Raw genomic sequence first — 16,833 nt, 5'->3', positions numbered from 1 at the left:
GAGGCGAGCAGCGCGCCGCCCAGCCCCCAGAGCCAGCGGGGCGCCTTCCGGCGCTCCCGCACGGCGGCCAGCGGCACGGTCCCGGGGGAGGCCGGATAGCCGGCGGCGCCCGGAGGGCCGGGGTAGCCGGGGAAGCCGGGGGAGCCCGGTGCCGGCTCGTTGTACGGGGCGCTCGGCGGTGGCGGTGGCAGTGACGGCGGCGGTGGCGGTGTGTTCGGGCCGGGCTGGCCCTGACGCGGATCCCCCGGAGTCGGCATGTCGGTAACCTACCCCGCACGGGCATGCCGAAGGCCCCGGCTCCGCCCTGGGGAGAGGGGGAACCGGGGCCCGTGGGCTTGGTGCTGACGCCGCACCCGCGTGGCGAACGCAGGCCGCGTGCGGCGTCGGATGGTGCGTGTGGCTCGGCACCGGGCGGATGAGAGAGGGCCCGCCTCGGGCGCCGGAGCGGTCAGCGGAGGGTCAGCCCTGGAGCGAGGCGACGTGCTTGGCGAGCGCGGACTTCTTGTTGGCCGCGTTGTTCTTGTGCAGCACGCCCCGGCTGACGGCCTTGTCCAGCTTGCGGGCCGCGGTCTTCTGCGCCTCGAACGCCTTGGCCTGGTCGCCGGCGGCGACGGCCTCGCGGGTGCGGCGGATGGCGGTCTTCAGCTCCGACTTGACGGCCTTGTTGCGCTGCCGGGCCTTCTCGTTGGTCTTGATCCGCTTGATCTGGGACTTGATGTTCGCCACGAATGAGCCTTTGCGGTTCGGGATTCTTCGTCTTCGTGCCCCGGGGGCCGGGTGGCCGCGGTCGCGGCCGAGCGGCCAGAGGCACAGTCGCCCAGGCTACCAGCAGCCCCGCGGCCCCTCCCAATCCGGCCGGCCCGCCGCGCATGGGACCATGGGGGCGGCATACAGCATCACGTACCGCGCCACGGCCGCGCCGCGGCCGCCGGCTGACCGCGCCCACCGGCCGGTCGGACAGCACAGCCAGCCCCGATCCGACACGACCAGACCGACAGGACACTGCGTGCCCGCGACCCCTTCGAACGCGCCGGAGCCGAGCCGTACCGACTCGGCGCTGATCCGTAACTTCTGCATCATCGCGCACATCGACCACGGCAAGTCCACGCTCGCCGACCGGATGCTCCAGCTCACCGGCGTTGTCGAGCAGCGGCAGATGCGCGCGCAGTACCTGGACCGCATGGACATCGAGCGTGAGCGCGGCATCACGATCAAGTCCCAGGCGGTCCGGATGCCCTGGGCGCCCTCGTCGGAGGCGGACACCCCGCATGTCCTCAACATGATCGACACGCCGGGGCATGTGGACTTCACCTACGAGGTCTCGCGCTCGCTGGCCGCCTGTGAGGGCTGCATCCTGCTGGTGGACGCCGCGCAGGGCATCGAGGCCCAGACCCTCGCCAACCTCTATCTGGCGATGGAGCACGACCTCACGATCATCCCGGTGCTCAACAAGATCGACCTCCCCGCCGCGCAGCCCGAGAAGTTCGCCGCCGAGCTGGCCCACCTCATCGGCTGCGGCACGGAGGAGGTGCTGAAGGTCTCGGCGAAGACCGGCGAGGGCGTCGAGGAGCTGCTGGACGAGGTCGTACGCCAGGTCCCGGCGCCGGTCGGCACCGTGGACTCCCCGGCCCGCGCGATGATCTTCGACTCGGTGTACGACGCGTACCGGGGCGTGGTCACCTATGTGAAGGTCGTCGACGGGCAGCTCAGCAGGCGTGAGCGGATCCGCATGATGTCCACGGGCGCCACCCACGAGCTGCTGGAGATCGGCGCGAACTCCCCGGAGATGACCCCGGCCGACGGCCTGGGCGTGGGCGAGGTCGGCTATCTGATCACCGGGGTGAAGGACGTCCGCCAGTCCAAGGTCGGCGACACGGTCACCCAGCAGTCCAAGGGCGCCGAGGAGCCGCTGCCCGGCTACAAGGACCCCAAGCCCATGGTGTTCTCCGGGCTGTACCCGCTGGACGGCTCCGACTACCCGGAGCTGCGGGACGCGCTGGACAAGCTGCTGCTGAACGACGCGGCGCTCACCTACGAGCCGGAGACCTCGGCCGCGCTCGGCTTCGGCTTCCGGGTGGGCTTCCTCGGGCTGCTGCACCTGGAGGTGATCCGGGAGCGGCTGGAGCGCGAGTTCGGCCTCGACCTGATCGCCACCGCGCCCAATGTGGTCTACCGGGTGCGGATGGAGGACGGTGACGAGCACGTCGTCACCAACCCCAGCGAGTTCCCCACCGGCAAGATCGACACCGTGCACGAGCCGGTGGTGCGGGCCACGCTGATCGCGCCCAGCGAGTTCATCGGCGCGATCATGGAGCTGTGCCAGGGGCGGCGCGGCAGCCTGCAGGGCATGGACTACCTCTCCGAGGAGCGCGTCGAGCTGCGCTACACGCTCCCGCTCGCGGAGATCGTCTTCGACTTCTTCGACGCGCTGAAGTCCAAGACCCGCGGCTACGCCTCGCTCGACTACGAGCCGACCGGCGAGCAGAGCGCCGACCTGGTCAAGGTCGACATCCTGCTGCAGGGCGAGAAGGTGGACGCGTTCTCCGCGATCGTCCACAAGGACAAGGCGTACGCGTACGGCACCAGAATGGCCAACAAACTGCGCGAACTGATCCCCCGGCAGCAGTTCGAGGTGCCCATTCAAGCCGCCATCGGGGCCCGCATCATCGCGCGCGAGACCATCCGGGCCATCCGCAAGGACGTGCTCGCCAAGTGCTACGGCGGCGACATCTCCCGGAAGCGGAAGCTGCTGGAGCGGCAGAAGGAGGGCAAGCGGCGGATGAAGGTCGTGGGCCGCGTGGAGGTGCCGCAGGAGGCGTTCATCGCCGCGCTGTCCTCGGACGACAGCACGGGCGAGGCGAAGGCGAAGAAGTAGCGGGGCCCGCCCCGGCGGCCCGGGTGCTCATCTGCGCACCCCTCCGCGCACCGCGGCGTACATCCCGGTCGCGGCCCCTTACGTACGGGGGCCGCGGCCTTTAGGCTGTGCTCTGCTCGATAGTTACTCGTGAGTCACCAGGCAGCGCGCGGGCCCCGGAGGATGGCGTGAACGACACACAAGCCCTGATCGAGAATCGGCCGCCGTCCGTGGCGACACTGCTGCAGGACCGGGTCGCGGCCACTCCCGACGCGGAGGCGTACCGCTACCCCGTGCCGCCGTCCTCCGGCGAGGGCCCCGACGAGTGGCGGTCGTACACCTGGAGCGAGGCGGCCGAGAGGATCCATGCCACTGCCGCCGGGCTGATGGAGCTGGGCGTACGGCCCGAGGAGCGGGTCGGCATCGCCTGCAGCACCCGCGTCGAGTGGATGCTGTGCGACCTCGGCATCCTGTGCGCGGGCGCGGCCACCACCACCGTCTACCCCAGCACCAACGCCGGGGAGACCGTCTTCATCCTCTCCGACTCCGGCAGCCGGGTGCTGATCGCCGAGGACGAGACGCAGCTCGCCAAGGTGCGCGACCAGCGCGCCGACCTCCCCGGGCTGGCCCATGTGGTGCTCATCGACGGCGAGGTGTCCGACGAGGACGCGCGGGACGGCTGGGCGCTCTCCCTCGCCGAGCTGGAGCGGCGCGGTGTGGCGTACCTGGCCGAGCACCCGGAGGCGATCCGCGAGACCGTCGCCTCGCTGCGCGCCGACCAGCTGGCCACCCTCATCTACACCTCGGGCACCACCGGCCGGCCCAAGGGGGTCCGGCTGCCGCACGACGCCTGGTCGTTCCTGGCCAAGTCGATCCACGCGACCGGGCTGATCGGCCCCGAGGACGTGCAGTACCTCTGGCTGCCGCTGGCGCACGTCTTCGGCAAGGTGCTGATCTCCGAGCACATCGAGGTCGGCCATGTGATGGCGGTGGACGGCCGGGTCGACAGGATCATCGAGAATCTGCCGGTCGTCCGGCCGACGACGATGTGCGGTGTCCCGCGGATCTTCGAGAAGGTCTACAACGGCGTAGCGCAGAAGGCCCGCGCCGGGGGCTCCGCGAAGTACAAGATCTTCCAGTGGGCCGCCGAGGTCGCCCGCGAGTACGCCAAGGCCACCCAGGACAGCCAGCGCCGCACCGGGGAGGCCACCGCGCCCACCGGGCTCAAGGTCAAGCACGCCGTCGCCGACCGGCTGGTCTACAGCAAGCTGCGCGAGGCGTTCGGCGGCCGGATGCGGGGCTGTATCTCCGGCTCGGCGGCGCTCGCCCCCGAGCTGGGCTACTTCTTCGCGGGCGCCGGCATCCCGGTGCTGGAGGCGTACGGGCTCACCGAGACCTCAGCGGCCAGCTTCATCAACCGGCATGAGACCTTCCGCACCGGCACCGTCGGCAGGCCGTTCCCCGGCAACGAGGTGCGGATCGCGGACGACGGCGAGATCCTGCTGCGCGGCCCCGCCATCATGCAGGGCTACCACGGCCTCCCGGAGCAGACCGCTCAGGTGCTGGAGGAGGACGGCTGGCTGCACACCGGCGACATCGGCGAGCTGTCCGAGGACGGCTATCTGCGGATCACCGACCGGAAGAAGGACCTGATCAAAACCTCCGGCGGCAAGTACATCGCGCCCGCCGAGATCGAGGGCCGGTTCAAGGCGCTGTGCCCGTACGTCTCCAACATCCTGGTGCACGGCGCGGCGCGGAACTACTGCACCGCGCTGATCGCCCTCGACGAGCCGACCCTGCAGACCTGGGCGGACGACCACGAGAACCTCAAGGGCAAGCCGTACGCCGAGATCGTCGCCTCCGAGGAGGTGCGCCGGCTCATCGAGGGCTATGTGGCGGAGCTGAACGAGGGCCTGCAGCGCTGGCAGACGGTCAAGAAGTTCCGCGTCCTGCCGCGCGACCTGGACATCGAGCACGGCGAGCTCACCCCCAGCCTGAAGCTCAAGCGGGCGGTGGTGGAGCGGGAGTACGGCCCGCTGATCGAGGAGATGTACGAGGGCGCCCGCGAGCAGTGAGCGCGACTGAGCGCGAGAGCGGGCCGGAGAGCGGGCCCGGGGGCCGTCAGCCGCCCCGCAGCGCCCGCATGGACGCGGCCAGCTCGCCGATCCGCTCGGCGAGCCGGGCCGTCCCCGCGCCCCCGGCGAACTCCCGCTCCACGGCCTGCAGGCGGGACTCGACATCCCGCAGCCGCTCCTCGTGCTCGTCCTGCAGCCGCCTCAGCTGCCGGTTCTTGCGGTGCAGCTCCAGGAAGACGGCCACCTTCGTCCGCAGCACCCAGGGGTCGAACGGCTTGGTGAGGTAGTCCACCGCGCCGGTCGCGTAGCCCCGGAAGGCGTACCCCGCGTCGTTCGACGTCTCGGTGCCGGTCAGGAAGACGATCGGGGTGTCCTTGGCGTGGTCGAGCCGTTTGATCCGCGCGGCGGTCTCGAAGCCGTCCATCCCCGGCATCAGCACGTCGAGCAGGACGACGGCGAATTCCCGCCGCCGCACCGCCCGCAGTGCCTCCTCGCCCGACTGGGCGCGCACCAGCGGGACCTGGAGCGCGGCCAGCACGGCTTCGAGCGCGACAAGGTTGTCCTCCATGTCGTCGACCAGCAGGATGCTGGCGTCCTGGGCGTCCTGGTGCATGGCCGCTCCGCGGAAGCGTGTGGATCGAACAGAGCGAGCACCGTACCGGGCAGTGGATCGATGTCAACCGGCACCGTCCGAGTCGTGGGCCTGGCTCAATTCCCACCACTTCCGTCACTCGGTGCGTATAAGCGGGCCCAGTCTGTCACCCTTTCCCTACTGCGCTGAGTGCAAGGACGGAACTGGTGGGGAGCTGCGGTGGGGACGGAAACGAAGCGGCGCGGGGAGCCGGGCGCGGCGGAACCGGACGAGACGGAACCGGGCGGGACGGCAGCGGACGAGGCGGCTGCGGTGCGCACCGAGCTGCCGGGCAACGCGCTGGCGGCGGCAGCGGCCCGCAGCTTCGCCGCGGCCGCGCTCGGTGAGTGGGGGCTGTGCGGGACCCTGGTGGACGACACGGTGCTGCTGGTCAGCGAGCTGGTCAGCAACGCCGTCGTGCACGCGGGCACGGCCGTCGACCTGGAGTGCCGGCTGTCGGGCGGCAGCGTCGTCGTCGAGGTCGCCGACCGGCACCCCGCGCGGGCCGTGCTCAGCCGCGCCGACGAGGGCCAGGGGTACGGGCTGCGGCTGGTCTCGGCGCTCGCGAAGGAGTGGGGGATCAGCTACCGCAGGGAGCGCAAGACCGTGTGGTTCCGGCTGGCCCTGACGGGCCAGGAGCGGCTGCCGCCCCCCGGCGGCCCGGCCGCATCCCCGGCCGACCCCGCAGCGCCGCCCGGCCCGTCCGCCCCGTCGGCCCCGTCCGCTCCGGCGCGCGGACACCGCACGCCCCGGGCGCAGCGGGCCCGGCGGGCCGGATGGCCGCACGTCGGCGCGGAGTGGACCAGCAACGGCGCGCTCTCCTTCCTCGCCGAGGCGTCCGACCTGCTGGCCGGGCACACCGACGAGGACCGGGTCGCCTCCCTCGCCGGGCAGCTGATGGTGCCCCGCTTCGCCGACTGGTGCGCCGTATGGCTGGAGGACACCGAGGCGGGCGGCCCGCCCCGGCTGGCCCGCGTCTGGCACGCCCAGGAGGACCGCATGGAGCGGCTGCGCGAGCGGCTGCGGCAGCGCCCGCCCGCGCCCGCCGGCCGCTCGCTGCCCGGCCAGGCGCTGCCGTGGCCGTGGCCCGACGGCGCCGCCGCGGCCTGCCGCCTGGTGGTGGGCGGGCGGATCGTCGGCACGCTCGTCATCGGGCGCGAGGGGCTGCTGCGCATCCCCGACGAGGTGCTGGGCCTGGTCGAGGACTTCGCGCGGCGCGTGGCGCTCGCCGTGCTCTCCGCCCGCCGCTACGCCCGGCAGGCGAGCATCAGCCGCATCCTCCAGCGCGGCCTGCTGCCCAGCGGCGAGGCGGTCATCCCGGGGCTGGACACGGCGGTGGTCTACGAGCCGTCCGGCGAGGGCGCCTGGGCGGGCGGCGACTTCTACGACTTCCTGGAGCTGCCCGACGGCCGCTGGCGCTTCGCGCTCGGCGACGTGCAGGGCAGCGGCCCGGAGGCGGCCGTCGTCACCGGCCTGGCCCGCCCCGTGCTGCGGCTGCTCGCCCGCGAGGGCCGCACGGTCACCGAGACCCTGGACCGGCTCAACCGCGAGGTGGGCGAGCAGGCCCGCTTCCTGTCGCTGCTCTACGGCGAGCTCAGCTTCCGCGGCGCGGACGAGGGCGGCGGCGCGGACTGCGTCGTGGCCTGCGCCGGGCACCCGCTGCCGCTGGTGCGCGAGTCCTCGGGCGTGGTGCGCCCGGCGGCGCTGCCGCAGCTCCTGCTGGGGGTGATAGGGGAGGTCGCGTACGACAGCCAGCACTTCACCCTGCGGCCCGGGGACACCCTGCTGTGCGTCACGGACGGGGTGACGGAGCGCCGCTCGGGCAGGCGGCAGTTCGACGACGGGGACGGGCTGGCGGCGGTGCTCGGCGGCTGCGACGGGCTCACCGCGGCGGACACCGCCGAGCGGGTGCGGCGCGCGGTGCACGACTTCGCGCCCGGCTCGCCCACGGACGATCTGGCGCTGATGGTGCTGAAGATTCCGGAACGTGACGTGTGAGGCCCGGTAATTCCGGCTGGGTCCGGGCTGCCCCGTGCCGCCCGCCGCAGGGTGCGGGCGGCGTGTGGCCGGGCGCGCCCCGCGGCGGAGCCGCCAGGGACACGAGCCCCGCGCCCCTTCGGGGCGCCCAGGGCGTGGCCCTCCCCGCCCGTCGGGCTCCTCAGTCCACCAGGTCCCGCACCACCGCGTCGGCCAGGAGCCGTCCGCGCAGGGTGAGCACGGCCCGGCCGCGCTCGTAGGGGCCGGGCTCCAGCAGTCCGTCGTCCCGCGCCCGGCGGGCCGCCTCGGCTCCGGCCGGGCCCAGCAGTCCGAGCGGGCACCCCTGTGCGAGCCGCAGCTCCAGCAGTACGCGCTCGACGCGCCGGTCCTCGTCCGTGAGCACCTCGCGCCCCGCGCCGGGGGAGCGCCCCTCGGCCAGTGCCTGCGCGTACGCCGCCGGGTGCTTGACGTTCCACCAGCGCACGCCCCCCATATGGCTGTGCGCGCCGGGCCCGGCGCCCCACCAGTCGGCGCCGGTCCAGTACAGCTCGTTGTGGCGGCAGCGCGCGGCCGGATCCTGCGCGGTGGACCAGTTGGACACCTCGTACCACTCCAGGCCCGCAGCGGCGAGCCGCTCCTCGGCGCGCAGATAGCGGTCGGCGTGCACATCGTCGTCGGTCATGGGCACCTCACCCCGGCGGATGCGCCGGGCCAGCGCCGTGCCCTCCTCCACGATCAGCGCGTAAGCGGAGACATGGTCCGGGCCCGCGTCCAGCGCGGCGTCCAGCGACGCCTGCCAGTCGCCGTCGGACTCGCCGGGGGTGCCGTAGATCAGGTCGAGGTTGACATGCCGGAACCCGGCGGCCCGCGCCTCGGCGACGCACTCCTCGGGGCGGCCCGGCGTGTGCGTGCGGTCCAGCACCCGCAGGACGTGCTGCCGGGCGCTCTGCATCCCGAACGAGATCCGGTTGAACCCGGCCTCCCGGAGCGCGGCGAGGGAGGCGGGAGTGACGGACTCCGGGTTGGCCTCCGTCGTCACCTCCGCGTCCGGGGCCAGCCCGAACTCGCCCCGGACCGCCTCCAGCATCCGCGCCAGATCGGCGGGCGGCAGCAGCGTGGGCGTCCCGCCGCCGACGAACACCGTCTCGACCGGGCGCGGGTCGTCCCCCAGCACCTTCCGCGCCAGCCGGATCTCCTCGACGGCGGTCGCGGCGTAGTCGTCGCGCGCGGCGCCGCCGGGCTCGGCCGCGGTGTAGGTGTTGAAGTCGCAGTAGCCGCAGCGGGTGGCGCAGAACGGAACGTGCAGATAGAAGCCGAGCGGGCGGTCGGCGGCGCCGTCGAGGGCGTGCGGCGGCAGCGAGCCGTCTGCGGGCACGGGCTCGCCGTCGGGGAGTGCGGAGGGCATGTCTTCCATTGCACCACTCGCGGGACGCGCCCGCCGCCGGCTCAGCCCTCGCCGGGAGCCGTCACAAAGTCGATCAGCTCCTCGACGCGGCCCAGCAGCTCGGGCTCCAGGTCCTTGTACGAGCGCACCCGGCCCAGCAGGCGCTTCCAGGCCGCGCCCGTGTTCTCCGGCCAGCCCAGGGCCCGGCACACGCCGGTCTTCCAGTCCTGCCCGCGCGGGACCCTCGGCCACGCCTCGATGCCCGCGGCGGCCGGCTTCACGGCCTCCCAGATGTCGATGTAGGGGTGGCCGACGACCAGCACGTCGTCCCCGGTCACCGCGGCCGCGATCCGGGACTCCTTCGAGCCGGGCACCAGGTGGTCGACCAGCACGCCCAGCCGCGCGTCCGGGCCCGGCGCGAACGCCTCCACGATCGCCGGGAGGTCGTCCACCCCCTCCAGATACTCGACGACGACGCCCTCGATCCGCAGATCGTCCCCCCACACCTTCTCGACCAGCTCCGCGTCGTGCCGCCCCTCGACGTAGATGCGGCCCGCGCGCGCCACCCGGGCCCGCGCGCCCGGGACGGCCACCGAGCCGGAGGCGGTCAGCCGCGGCCCGGACGGGGCCGGGCCCGCAGGCGCCGGGCCGACCAGCGTCACGACCTTCCCCTCCAGCAGGAAGCCGCGCGGCTCCAGGGGGAAGACCCGGTGCTTCCCGAAGCGGTCCTCCAGGGTGACCGTCGGCCCCTGGGCCGTCTTCTCGCAGCGCACCACCGCGCCGCAGAACCCGGTCGTGACCTCCTCCACCACCAGCTCCGGCTCGGCCGGGACCTCGGGCGCGGCCTTCCGCCGCTTCCAGGGGGGCGTCAGATCGAGGTTGTCGTAGCGGCGCATCCCGTCATTCTGCCCGGTCCGCGAACCGCTCCCGCAACGCCTCCCGTTGCCGCCGGACGAACGCCGCGTCCACCAGCGCCCCGTGCCCGGGGACGTACACCGCGTCCTCGCCGCCCAGCGCCAGCAACCTGTCCAGCGCCCCGGGCCAGCGCGCGGGGTGCGCGTCGGGGCCCGCCTGCGGCTCGCCGGACTCCTCCACCAGGTCGCCGCAGAAGACGACGTCCGGCTCGCCCGGCACCAGCACCGCCAGGTCGTGCCCGGTGTGCCCGGGGCCGACGTTGGCGAGCACCACCTCGCGCCGCTCGCCGCCGGGCGCGGCGCCCAGCGCGAGCGTCACCTCGCCGCAGACCGGGTGGTGCGGCCGCACCAGGATGTCGGCCGCCTCCACCGCCTGGTCCCGGGGCAGGCCGTGGGCGACGGCGTCCGCGCGCAGCGCGTCCCGCGAGCGGTCCAGCAGCTCCGCCATTCCGACCGCCCCGTACACCTGCACCCCGGCGAACGCCGCCGTCCCCAGCACGTGGTCGAAGTGCGGGTGCGTCAGGGCGATATGCGTCACAGCCCGGCCGAACAGCCCGCGGACACCGCCCCGGACGGCGGCGCCCTCGCGCAGCGACGAGCCGGTGTCGACGACCAGCACTCCGGCGTCCCCGCGCACCGCTCCGACCGTGGCGTCCCAGCGCGGCAGCCTGCGGCGTACGACGCCGGGAGCGACGGTCTCCCAGGGGTCCCCGCGGCCCGTTTCCCGGACCGGTTCCTGCGCCCGCCCTTCCCAATGCGCGCTCATACGACGACGCTAACCGCACACAGGCGGCGGCGCCCGGCCGGCCGCGGGGCGCGGTACCGTCGTGCGGATGCCGGGCGGCGGCCCTTGCCCCGGCTGCGGTGACCGGCCGTACACTGTGAGGGATGCTGGCACTCAGCCGCCGAGAGTGCCAGGGGGCGTCGGTCAGACAGCCGAGGGACACGAGCGGAGCGGCTGGACGGGAGGTGTGTGACATGCTCAGCGAGCGCAGGCTTGAGGTGCTCCGCGCCATCGTCCAGGACTACGTCGGCACGGAGGAGCCGGTCGGCTCCAAGGTGCTCACCGAGCGGCACAACCTGAAGGTCTCCCCGGCCACCGTCCGCAACGACATGGCGGCGCTGGAGGAGGAGGGCTATATCGCCCAGCCGCACACCAGCGCGGGCCGCATCCCCACCGACAAGGGGTACCGGCTCTTCGTCGACAAGCTCGCGGGCGTCAAGCCGCTGTCCTCGCCGGAGCGCCGCGCCATCCAGAACTTCCTCGACGGCGCGGTCGACCTCGACGACGTCGTCGGGCGCACCGTGCGGCTGCTGGCCCAGCTCACCCGGCAGGTGGCCGTGGTGCAGTACCCGTCGCTGACCCGTTCCACGGTGCGGCACGTGGAGCTGCTGGCGCTCGCGCCGGCGCGGCTGATGCTGGTGCTGATCACCGACACCGGACGGGTCGAGCAGCGCATGATCGACTGCCCGGCGCCGATCGGCGAGACGGTGCTGGCCGATCTGCGGGCCCGGCTCAACAGCCGGGTGGTGGGCCAGCGCTTCACCGAGGTCCCCTCCCTGGTGCAGGACCTGCCGGACGCGTTCGACGCCGACGACCGGGGCACCATCTCCGCAGTGCTGGCGACCCTGCTGGAGACCCTGGTGGAGGAGACCGAGGAGCGGCTGATGATCGGCGGCACCGCCAATCTCACCCGCTTCGGGCACGACTTCCCGCTCACCATCCGCCCGGTACTGGAGGCGCTGGAGGAGCAGGTCGTGCTGCTGAAACTGCTCGGGGAGGCCAAGGACCCGGGCATGACCGTACGGATCGGGCATGAGAACAACCACGAAGGGCTGAGTTCCACATCGGTCGTCTCGGTCGGCTACGGTTCGGGCGACGAGGCAGTCGCCAAACTCGGCGTGGTCGGACCGACCCGCATGGATTACCCCGGAACGATGGGAGCTGTACGCGCAGTGGCACGGTACGTCGGACAGATCCTCGCGGAGTCGTAAGTGGCGACGGACTACTACGCGGTCCTCGGCGTGCAGCGCGACGCCTCGCAGGACGAGATCAAGAAAGCGTTCCGCAGGCTCGCGCGCGAGCTGCACCCGGACGTCAACCCGGACCCGAAGACCCAAGAGCGCTTCAAGGAGATCAACACCGCCTACGAGGTGCTGTCGGATCCCCAGAAGAAGCAGGTCTACGACCTCGGCGGCGACCCCACCTCCGGCGCCGCCGCCGGCGGCGGACCGGGCGGCTTCGGCGCGGGCTTCGGCAACTTCAGCGACATCATGGACGCCTTCTTCGGCACCGCCTCGCAGCGGGGCCCCCGCTCGCGCACCCGGCGCGGCCAGGACGCCATGATCCGGCTGGACATCGACCTGGAAGAGGCCGCCTTCGGCACCACGAAGGAGATCCAGGTCGACACCGCCGTCGTCTGCGGCACCTGCAGCGGTGAGGGCGCCGCGCCCGGCACCTCGGCGCAGACCTGCGACATGTGCCGGGGGCGGGGCGAGGTCTCCCAGGTCACCCGGTCCTTCCTGGGCCAGGTCATGACCTCCCGGCCGTGCCCGCAGTGCCAGGGCTTCGGCACGGTCGTGCCCACCCCCTGCCCCGAGTGCGCGGGCGACGGGCGGATCCGCTCGCGGCGTACCCTCACCGTCAAGATCCCGGCGGGTGTCGACAACGGCACCCGGATCCAGCTCGCCGGCGAGGGCGAGGTCGGTCCGGGCGGCGGCCCGGCGGGCGACCTCTATGTGGAGATCCACGAGAACGCCCACCCCACCTTCCAGCGCCGCGGTGACGACCTGCACTGCACGGTCACCATCCCGATGACGGCCGCGGCGCTCGGCACCAAGGTGCCGCTGGAGACGCTGGACGGGATGGAAGAGGTCGACATCCGGCCCGGCACCCAGTCCGGCCAGTCCATTCCGCTGCACGAGCGGGGCATCACCCATCTGCGGGGCGGCGGACGCGGCCAGCTGATCGTGCACGTCGAGGTGACGACACCGGCCAAGCTGGAGCCGGAGCAGGAGGAGCTGATGCGGCGGCTCGCCAAACTGCGGGGCGAGGAGCGGCCGCAGGGGCAGTTCCAACCCGGTCAGCAGGGGCTCTTCTCCCGGTTGAAGGATGCGTTCAACGGTCGTTGAGGCGGTGCTGTGGGTCTTGGCCGGGGGTCCGGGGGTGGTCCCCCGGGGGATGGTGTCAGCCCGGTCGGCAGGGGTTCTTCTCCCGGCTGAAGGACGCGTTCAACGGTCGTTGAGGCGGTGCCCCGTGTCTCCGGCGACGTCCGGGGACGGGGTGCCCCGGTCCGCGCGTCGCGGGCTGCGGGTGCTCCCCCAAGCTCTTCGAGCAGGGAGGTACCCCCAGGCCGGGCGCGCAGTTCCCCGCGCCCCTGACGGGGCGTGCTGGGCACCGTGACAGGATGAGGGCATGTCCACCGCCTTGCCCTCGCTCACCGAGCTGACCGAGCATCCCGTCGTCCAGGCGCCCATGGCTGGCGGAGCCTCCCGACCGGAGCTCGCCGCGGCCGTCAGCGAGGCGGGCGGACTGGGCTTCCTCGCCGCGGGCTACAAGACGCCGGAGGCGATGTACGAGGAGATCAAGCAGCTCCGGCGGCTGACCGACCGCGCCTTCGGCGTCAACCTCTTCATGCCGCAGCCGCCCACCGCCGACCCCGCCGCCGTGGAGGTCTACCGCGATCAGCTGGCGGGCGAGGCCGCGTGGTACGAGGTGGAGCTGGGCGACACCGACCGCAGCGCGGACGACGCGTACGAGGCCAAGCTGGCGATCCTCTTCGACGACCCGGTGCCGGTGGTGTCGTTCACGTTCGGCTGCCCCTCGCGCCGGGTGCTGGAGCGGTTCGCGCAGCTGGGGACGTACACCGTCGTCACCGCCACCTCGGTCGCCGAGGCGCAGGCGGCGCAGTGGTCGGGGGCGCACGCCGTTTCGCTGCAGGGCATCGAGGCGGGCGGCCACCAGAGCACCCACCGGGACGACCCGCAGTCGGACCGCTCGGGCGGCGGGTTCGGGCTGCTGGCGCTGGTCGCCCAGGTCAAGGAGGCCGTACAGCTGCCGATCATTGCGGCGGGCGGGCTGATGCGGGGCGGCCAGATCGCGGCCGTCCTGGCGGCGGGGGCGCACGCGGCGCAGCTGGGCACCGCGTTCCTCGTCTGCCCCGAGTCGGGCGCGCACACGCTGCACAAGCAGGCCATGACCGATCCGCTCTTCTCCCGCACCGAGCTGACCCGCGCGTTCTCCGGGCGGCCCGCGCGCGGCCTGGTGAACCGCTTCATGCGGGAGCACGGGCCGTACGCGCCCGCCGCCTATCCGCAGGTGCACTACCTCACAGCGGGGCTGCGCAGAGCCGCGGCCAAGGCGGGCGATCCGCAGGCCATGAACCTGTGGGCGGGCCAGGGCCACCGGCTGGCCCGCGAGCTGCCCGCCGCGCAGCTCGTGGAGGTGCTGGCGGCCGAGCTGGCCGTCGCCCGCGACGGCCTCTCCGCGGACCGGGGCGCGGCGGCGCCGGGGATGCCGGGACCGGCCGGACCCGTCGACGGGGGCGGGCCCGCGTGAGCGCTCCCGTCTTCGCCACCGGGCCCGGCGGCCTCGCCGGACTGGCCCCGGGGGACACCCTGGTGCTGGACGGCCCCGAGGGGCGGCACGCCGTGTCCGTACGGCGGCTGCGCCCCGGCGAGGAGGTCGTCGTCACGGACGGCGCCGGTGCGGGCGTCGCCGGAACCGTGGCCGCCGTCAGCGGCAAGGACCGGCTGGAGGTCGCCGTGGACCGGGTGCACCGCGAGCCCGCGCCCCACCCGAGGATCACGGTCGTCCAGGCGCTGCCCAAGGGGGACAGGGGCGAGCTGGCCGTGGAGACGATGACCGAGACCGGCGTCGACGCCGTCGTGCCCTGGACGGCGGCGCGCTGCGTCACCCGCTGGAAGGGCGAGCGCGGCGCGAAGGCGCTCGCCAAGTGGCGGGCCACCGCGCGCGAGGCGGGCAAGCAGTCCCGCCGGCTGCGCTTCCCGGACATCGCCGAGCCGGCCGGCACGAAGGAGGTGGCCGGGCTGCTCGCCGGGGCCGCCTTCGCCGCCGTGCTGCACGAGGCGGGCGGCGCCCCGCTGGCCGGGGCGCCGCTGCCGCCCGACGGCGACCTGGTGCTGGTCGTCGGGCCCGAGGGCGGGGTGGCGCCGGACGAGCTGGCGGCGTTCGCGGAGGCGGGCGCCGCGCCGTACCGGCTCGGCCCGACCGTGCTGCGCACCTCTACGGCGGGGACGGCCGCCGCGGCGGTGCTACTGGCCCGGTGCGGCCGCTGGAGCTGACCTCCGTCCCGCTCGCCGAGCCGCTCGCCGTTCCGTCCCCGGCCGCCGCCGCGTTCCCGGCCACCTTGCGGATCTCCACCCGCCCGGGGCCCGAGCCGAAGACCGCGACCCGCTCCGAGTGCGCCAGCGCCGCCCCGACGGTGGGCAGCCGGTGCGCGTCCTCGCGGGTGGAGCGGCTGGCGACGACGTAGTCGACCGAGCGCCAGCCGCGCACGAGCGAGCGTGCGACCTCCGGGTCGAGGTCCGCCTTGTGGTACCAGATGGCGCCCGTGCGCGGCCGGAAGCCCTGGTGGACGAGGTTCAGCCAGAGCCGGTCGTCCAGGAGCACCCGGGCCGAGTCCGGCCGGTCGACCGAGGCCGCCATCCAGGCGGCGGCCTCCCGGTGCGGCCGGTTGACGTCGGCCGTCGTCGCCCGCTCCAGGCCCCCGGCCCACCTCGGCGCGAGGGGCCACAGCACCAGTCCGGCCAGCAGCCAGACCACGGTCCAGCGGGTCACCGTCAGCCCCAGGTGCTCCCTGCGTCCCTCCCGCTCCCCGCGGCGCCGTCCGGTGCGCAGCAGCAGCCGGGCGGTGAGCGCCGCCAGCGCGGCCAGCGAGAGAGCGAGGAAGGGCAGCGCCTGGATGATGTACATCGCGGGGATGTAGCCGGACGGGCGCAGCACGATGGCCGCGGCCAGCAGCAGCACGGCCAGCGCGGGCCCGGCCGCGGCGCGCGCGGCCCGCGACCACCGGGCCGCCTCGATCACCGCCAGCGCGGCCAGCAGCCCGCCGAGCGGCAGCACCCGGTCGTAGTACAGCCAGCCGTCCAGGGTCCTGCGGGCCGGCGAGTCCGGGTCGAGCATGCTGCCGGAGCCCGGCCGGCTCAGCTGGAAGCGGATGGCCTCGGTCAGCGACACCCGGTCGGCGGCCGGGAGCAGCTCCCCGTGCAGCAGCGCGAACAGCGGATACATCAGCCCCACCAGCGCGCACCCGGTGACCGCGCCGGTGAGCGCGAACTTCCGGGTGTCCCGGTGGCTGTGCGACCACAGCGTCACCAGCAGCGCGGGCAGCACCAGCAGCATCGTCTCCTTCGTCAGTACGGAGACCGCCGCCGCCAGCCCGGCGGCGAAGTGGTGCCACAGATGGCGGCTGGGCGAGGCCGCGAGCAGGAACGCCAGCAGCATCCAGGGCACGGCGAGGTTGTCCAGGAACACCTTGCGCTGCAGCTCGACGGAGAGCGGCGAGAGCCCGTACAGCGCCATCCCCAGCCCGGCGGCCCAGCACGGCAGCCGGAGCCTGCGCGCCAGCAGATACAGCAGCACCGCGCTGACGCCGCTCACCGCGAGCATCGCCCCGCGCACCGGCCCCACCTCCATCACCCCGGGCGACAGCAGCGCGGGCAGCCAGGTGAGGCCGGCGAGCTGGATCCAGCCGAGCGGCGGGTGGTCGTACCAGTACGTGTAGTGCGCGAGGCCCTCGCCCCGCTGGACGGCCCGCGCCTGTGCGACGTAGGTGCCCTCGTCGTCGGCGAGCTCGGGGAACCCGGTGATGTTCAGGCCCTGGACGCACAGGATGGCGGCCAGGACGCCGCAGCACACCAGCAGGTCCGGGCTGGGCACGCGCAGCCGGCGGGGCAGCGGCGTCTCGCGCGGCGAGCGGGGCGCGGGAGCCGGCGGAGGGCAGCGGGGCGTGCGGGGCGGCGGAGCCGCTGGGGAC

General features: G+C 73.9%; 13 protein-coding genes and 1 pseudogene. 7 read left to right on the top strand and 7 right to left on the bottom strand.

All coding sequences use genetic code 11. The features are described from left to right. Together G5C65_RS14310 and rpsT are read right to left on the bottom strand one after the other, a co-directional pair. Positions 1-257 (bottom strand): annotated as a pseudogene (locus tag G5C65_RS14310) (hypothetical protein); the annotation flags it as partial. Between the two features lie 202 nt (positions 258-459). Then, complete coding sequence (rpsT, locus tag G5C65_RS14305; RefSeq protein WP_165299191.1) at positions 460-726, bottom strand: 30S ribosomal protein S20; 267 nt, start codon at positions 724-726, stop codon at positions 460-462. Between the two features lie 280 nt (positions 727-1,006). On the opposite strand from rpsT, the gene lepA reads away from it, so the two are divergent. Together lepA and G5C65_RS14295 are read left to right on the top strand one after the other, a co-directional pair. Beyond that, positions 1,007-2,875: a translation elongation factor 4 gene (lepA, locus tag G5C65_RS14300; protein ID WP_165299190.1), complete on the top strand. Its 1,869-nt coding sequence runs from the start codon at positions 1,007-1,009 to the stop codon at positions 2,873-2,875. Between the two features lie 167 nt (positions 2,876-3,042). Further along, positions 3,043-4,929 carry an AMP-binding protein gene (locus G5C65_RS14295; protein ID WP_165299189.1) on the top strand — a complete coding sequence of 629 codons (1,887 nt, stop codon included), beginning with the start codon at positions 3,043-3,045 and terminating at the stop codon, positions 4,927-4,929. A gap of 46 nt (positions 4,930-4,975) precedes the next feature. Here G5C65_RS14295 and G5C65_RS14290 read toward each other — a convergent pair whose 3' ends face one another. Then, complete coding sequence (locus G5C65_RS14290; protein WP_165299188.1) at positions 4,976-5,542, bottom strand: response regulator; 567 nt, start codon at positions 5,540-5,542, stop codon at positions 4,976-4,978. A 198-nt stretch (positions 5,543-5,740) separates the two neighbouring features. On the opposite strand from G5C65_RS14290, the gene G5C65_RS14285 reads away from it, so the two are divergent. Next, positions 5,741-7,558, top strand: coding sequence for a SpoIIE family protein phosphatase (locus G5C65_RS14285; RefSeq protein WP_165299187.1), 1,818 nt, complete (start codon positions 5,741-5,743; stop codon positions 7,556-7,558). Between the two features lie 160 nt (positions 7,559-7,718). On the opposite strand, the gene hemW is transcribed toward G5C65_RS14285, so the two are convergent. The 3 genes from hemW to G5C65_RS14270 are packed head-to-tail and all read right to left on the bottom strand — an operon-like array spanning position 7,719 to position 10,601. Beyond that, complete coding sequence (gene hemW / locus G5C65_RS14280; RefSeq protein ID WP_165299186.1) at positions 7,719-8,942, bottom strand: radical SAM family heme chaperone HemW; 1,224 nt, start codon at positions 8,940-8,942, stop codon at positions 7,719-7,721. 41 nt (positions 8,943-8,983) lie between these two features. Beyond that, on the bottom strand, positions 8,984-9,817 hold the full coding sequence (locus G5C65_RS14275) for a DUF3097 domain-containing protein (protein ID WP_165299185.1): 834 nt from the start codon (positions 9,815-9,817) through the stop codon (positions 8,984-8,986). Positions 9,818-9,821: 4 nt separating this feature from the next. Further along, a complete protein-coding gene (locus G5C65_RS14270; protein ID WP_165299184.1) occupies positions 9,822-10,601 on the bottom strand; it encodes an MBL fold metallo-hydrolase in 780 nt (259 codons plus the stop codon). Between the two features lie 212 nt (positions 10,602-10,813). Between G5C65_RS14270 and hrcA the strand changes: the two genes are divergently transcribed. From hrcA to G5C65_RS39225, 4 genes are all read left to right on the top strand, one after another. Continuing rightward, positions 10,814-11,830, top strand: coding sequence for a heat-inducible transcriptional repressor HrcA (gene hrcA / locus G5C65_RS14265; RefSeq protein ID WP_165299183.1), 1,017 nt, complete (start codon positions 10,814-10,816; stop codon positions 11,828-11,830). Next, positions 11,831-12,967 carry a molecular chaperone DnaJ gene (dnaJ, locus tag G5C65_RS14260; RefSeq protein WP_165299182.1) on the top strand — a complete coding sequence of 379 codons (1,137 nt, stop codon included), beginning with the start codon at positions 11,831-11,833 and terminating at the stop codon, positions 12,965-12,967. Positions 12,968-13,250: 283 nt separating this feature from the next. Beyond that, a complete protein-coding gene (locus tag G5C65_RS39230) occupies positions 13,251-14,393 on the top strand; it encodes a nitronate monooxygenase (protein WP_165299181.1) in 1,143 nt (380 codons plus the stop codon). Then, positions 14,390-15,139 (top strand): 16S rRNA (uracil(1498)-N(3))-methyltransferase, encoded by a 750-nt coding sequence (locus tag G5C65_RS39225; RefSeq protein ID WP_165299180.1) that lies wholly within the window; start codon positions 14,390-14,392, stop codon positions 15,137-15,139. Before G5C65_RS39230 ends, G5C65_RS39225 begins: the two co-directional genes overlap by 4 nt. On the opposite strand, the gene G5C65_RS14245 is transcribed toward G5C65_RS39225, so the two are convergent. After that, positions 15,081-16,833 (bottom strand): glycosyltransferase family 39 protein (locus G5C65_RS14245; protein WP_420903315.1); only part of this gene is annotated, 1,753 nt, incomplete at its 5' end. The two genes, G5C65_RS39225 and G5C65_RS14245, sit on opposite strands and share 59 nt — an antisense overlap.

Origin of the sequence: Streptomyces boncukensis (assembly GCF_011045075.1) — a bacterium.
GTDB lineage: Bacteria > Actinomycetota > Actinomycetes > Streptomycetales > Streptomycetaceae > Streptomyces > Streptomyces boncukensis.
This window is presented reverse-complemented; position numbering and strand designations above follow the sequence as displayed.

Coding starts and splice junctions, on each gene's coding strand:
- hrcA (WP_165299183.1), top strand. CDS start 10,814: ATGCTCAGCGAGCGCAGGCTTGAGGTGCTCCGCGCCATCGTCCAGGAC.
- G5C65_RS14275 (WP_165299185.1), bottom strand. CDS start 9,817: ATGCGCCGCTACGACAACCTCGATCTGACGCCCCCCTGGAAGCGGCGG.
- G5C65_RS39230 (WP_165299181.1), top strand. CDS start 13,251: ATGTCCACCGCCTTGCCCTCGCTCACCGAGCTGACCGAGCATCCCGTC.
- G5C65_RS14290 (WP_165299188.1), bottom strand. CDS start 5,542: ATGCACCAGGACGCCCAGGACGCCAGCATCCTGCTGGTCGACGACATG.
- G5C65_RS14270 (WP_165299184.1), bottom strand. CDS start 10,601: ATGAGCGCGCATTGGGAAGGGCGGGCGCAGGAACCGGTCCGGGAAACG.
- hemW (WP_165299186.1), bottom strand. CDS start 8,942: ATGCCCTCCGCACTCCCCGACGGCGAGCCCGTGCCCGCAGACGGCTCG.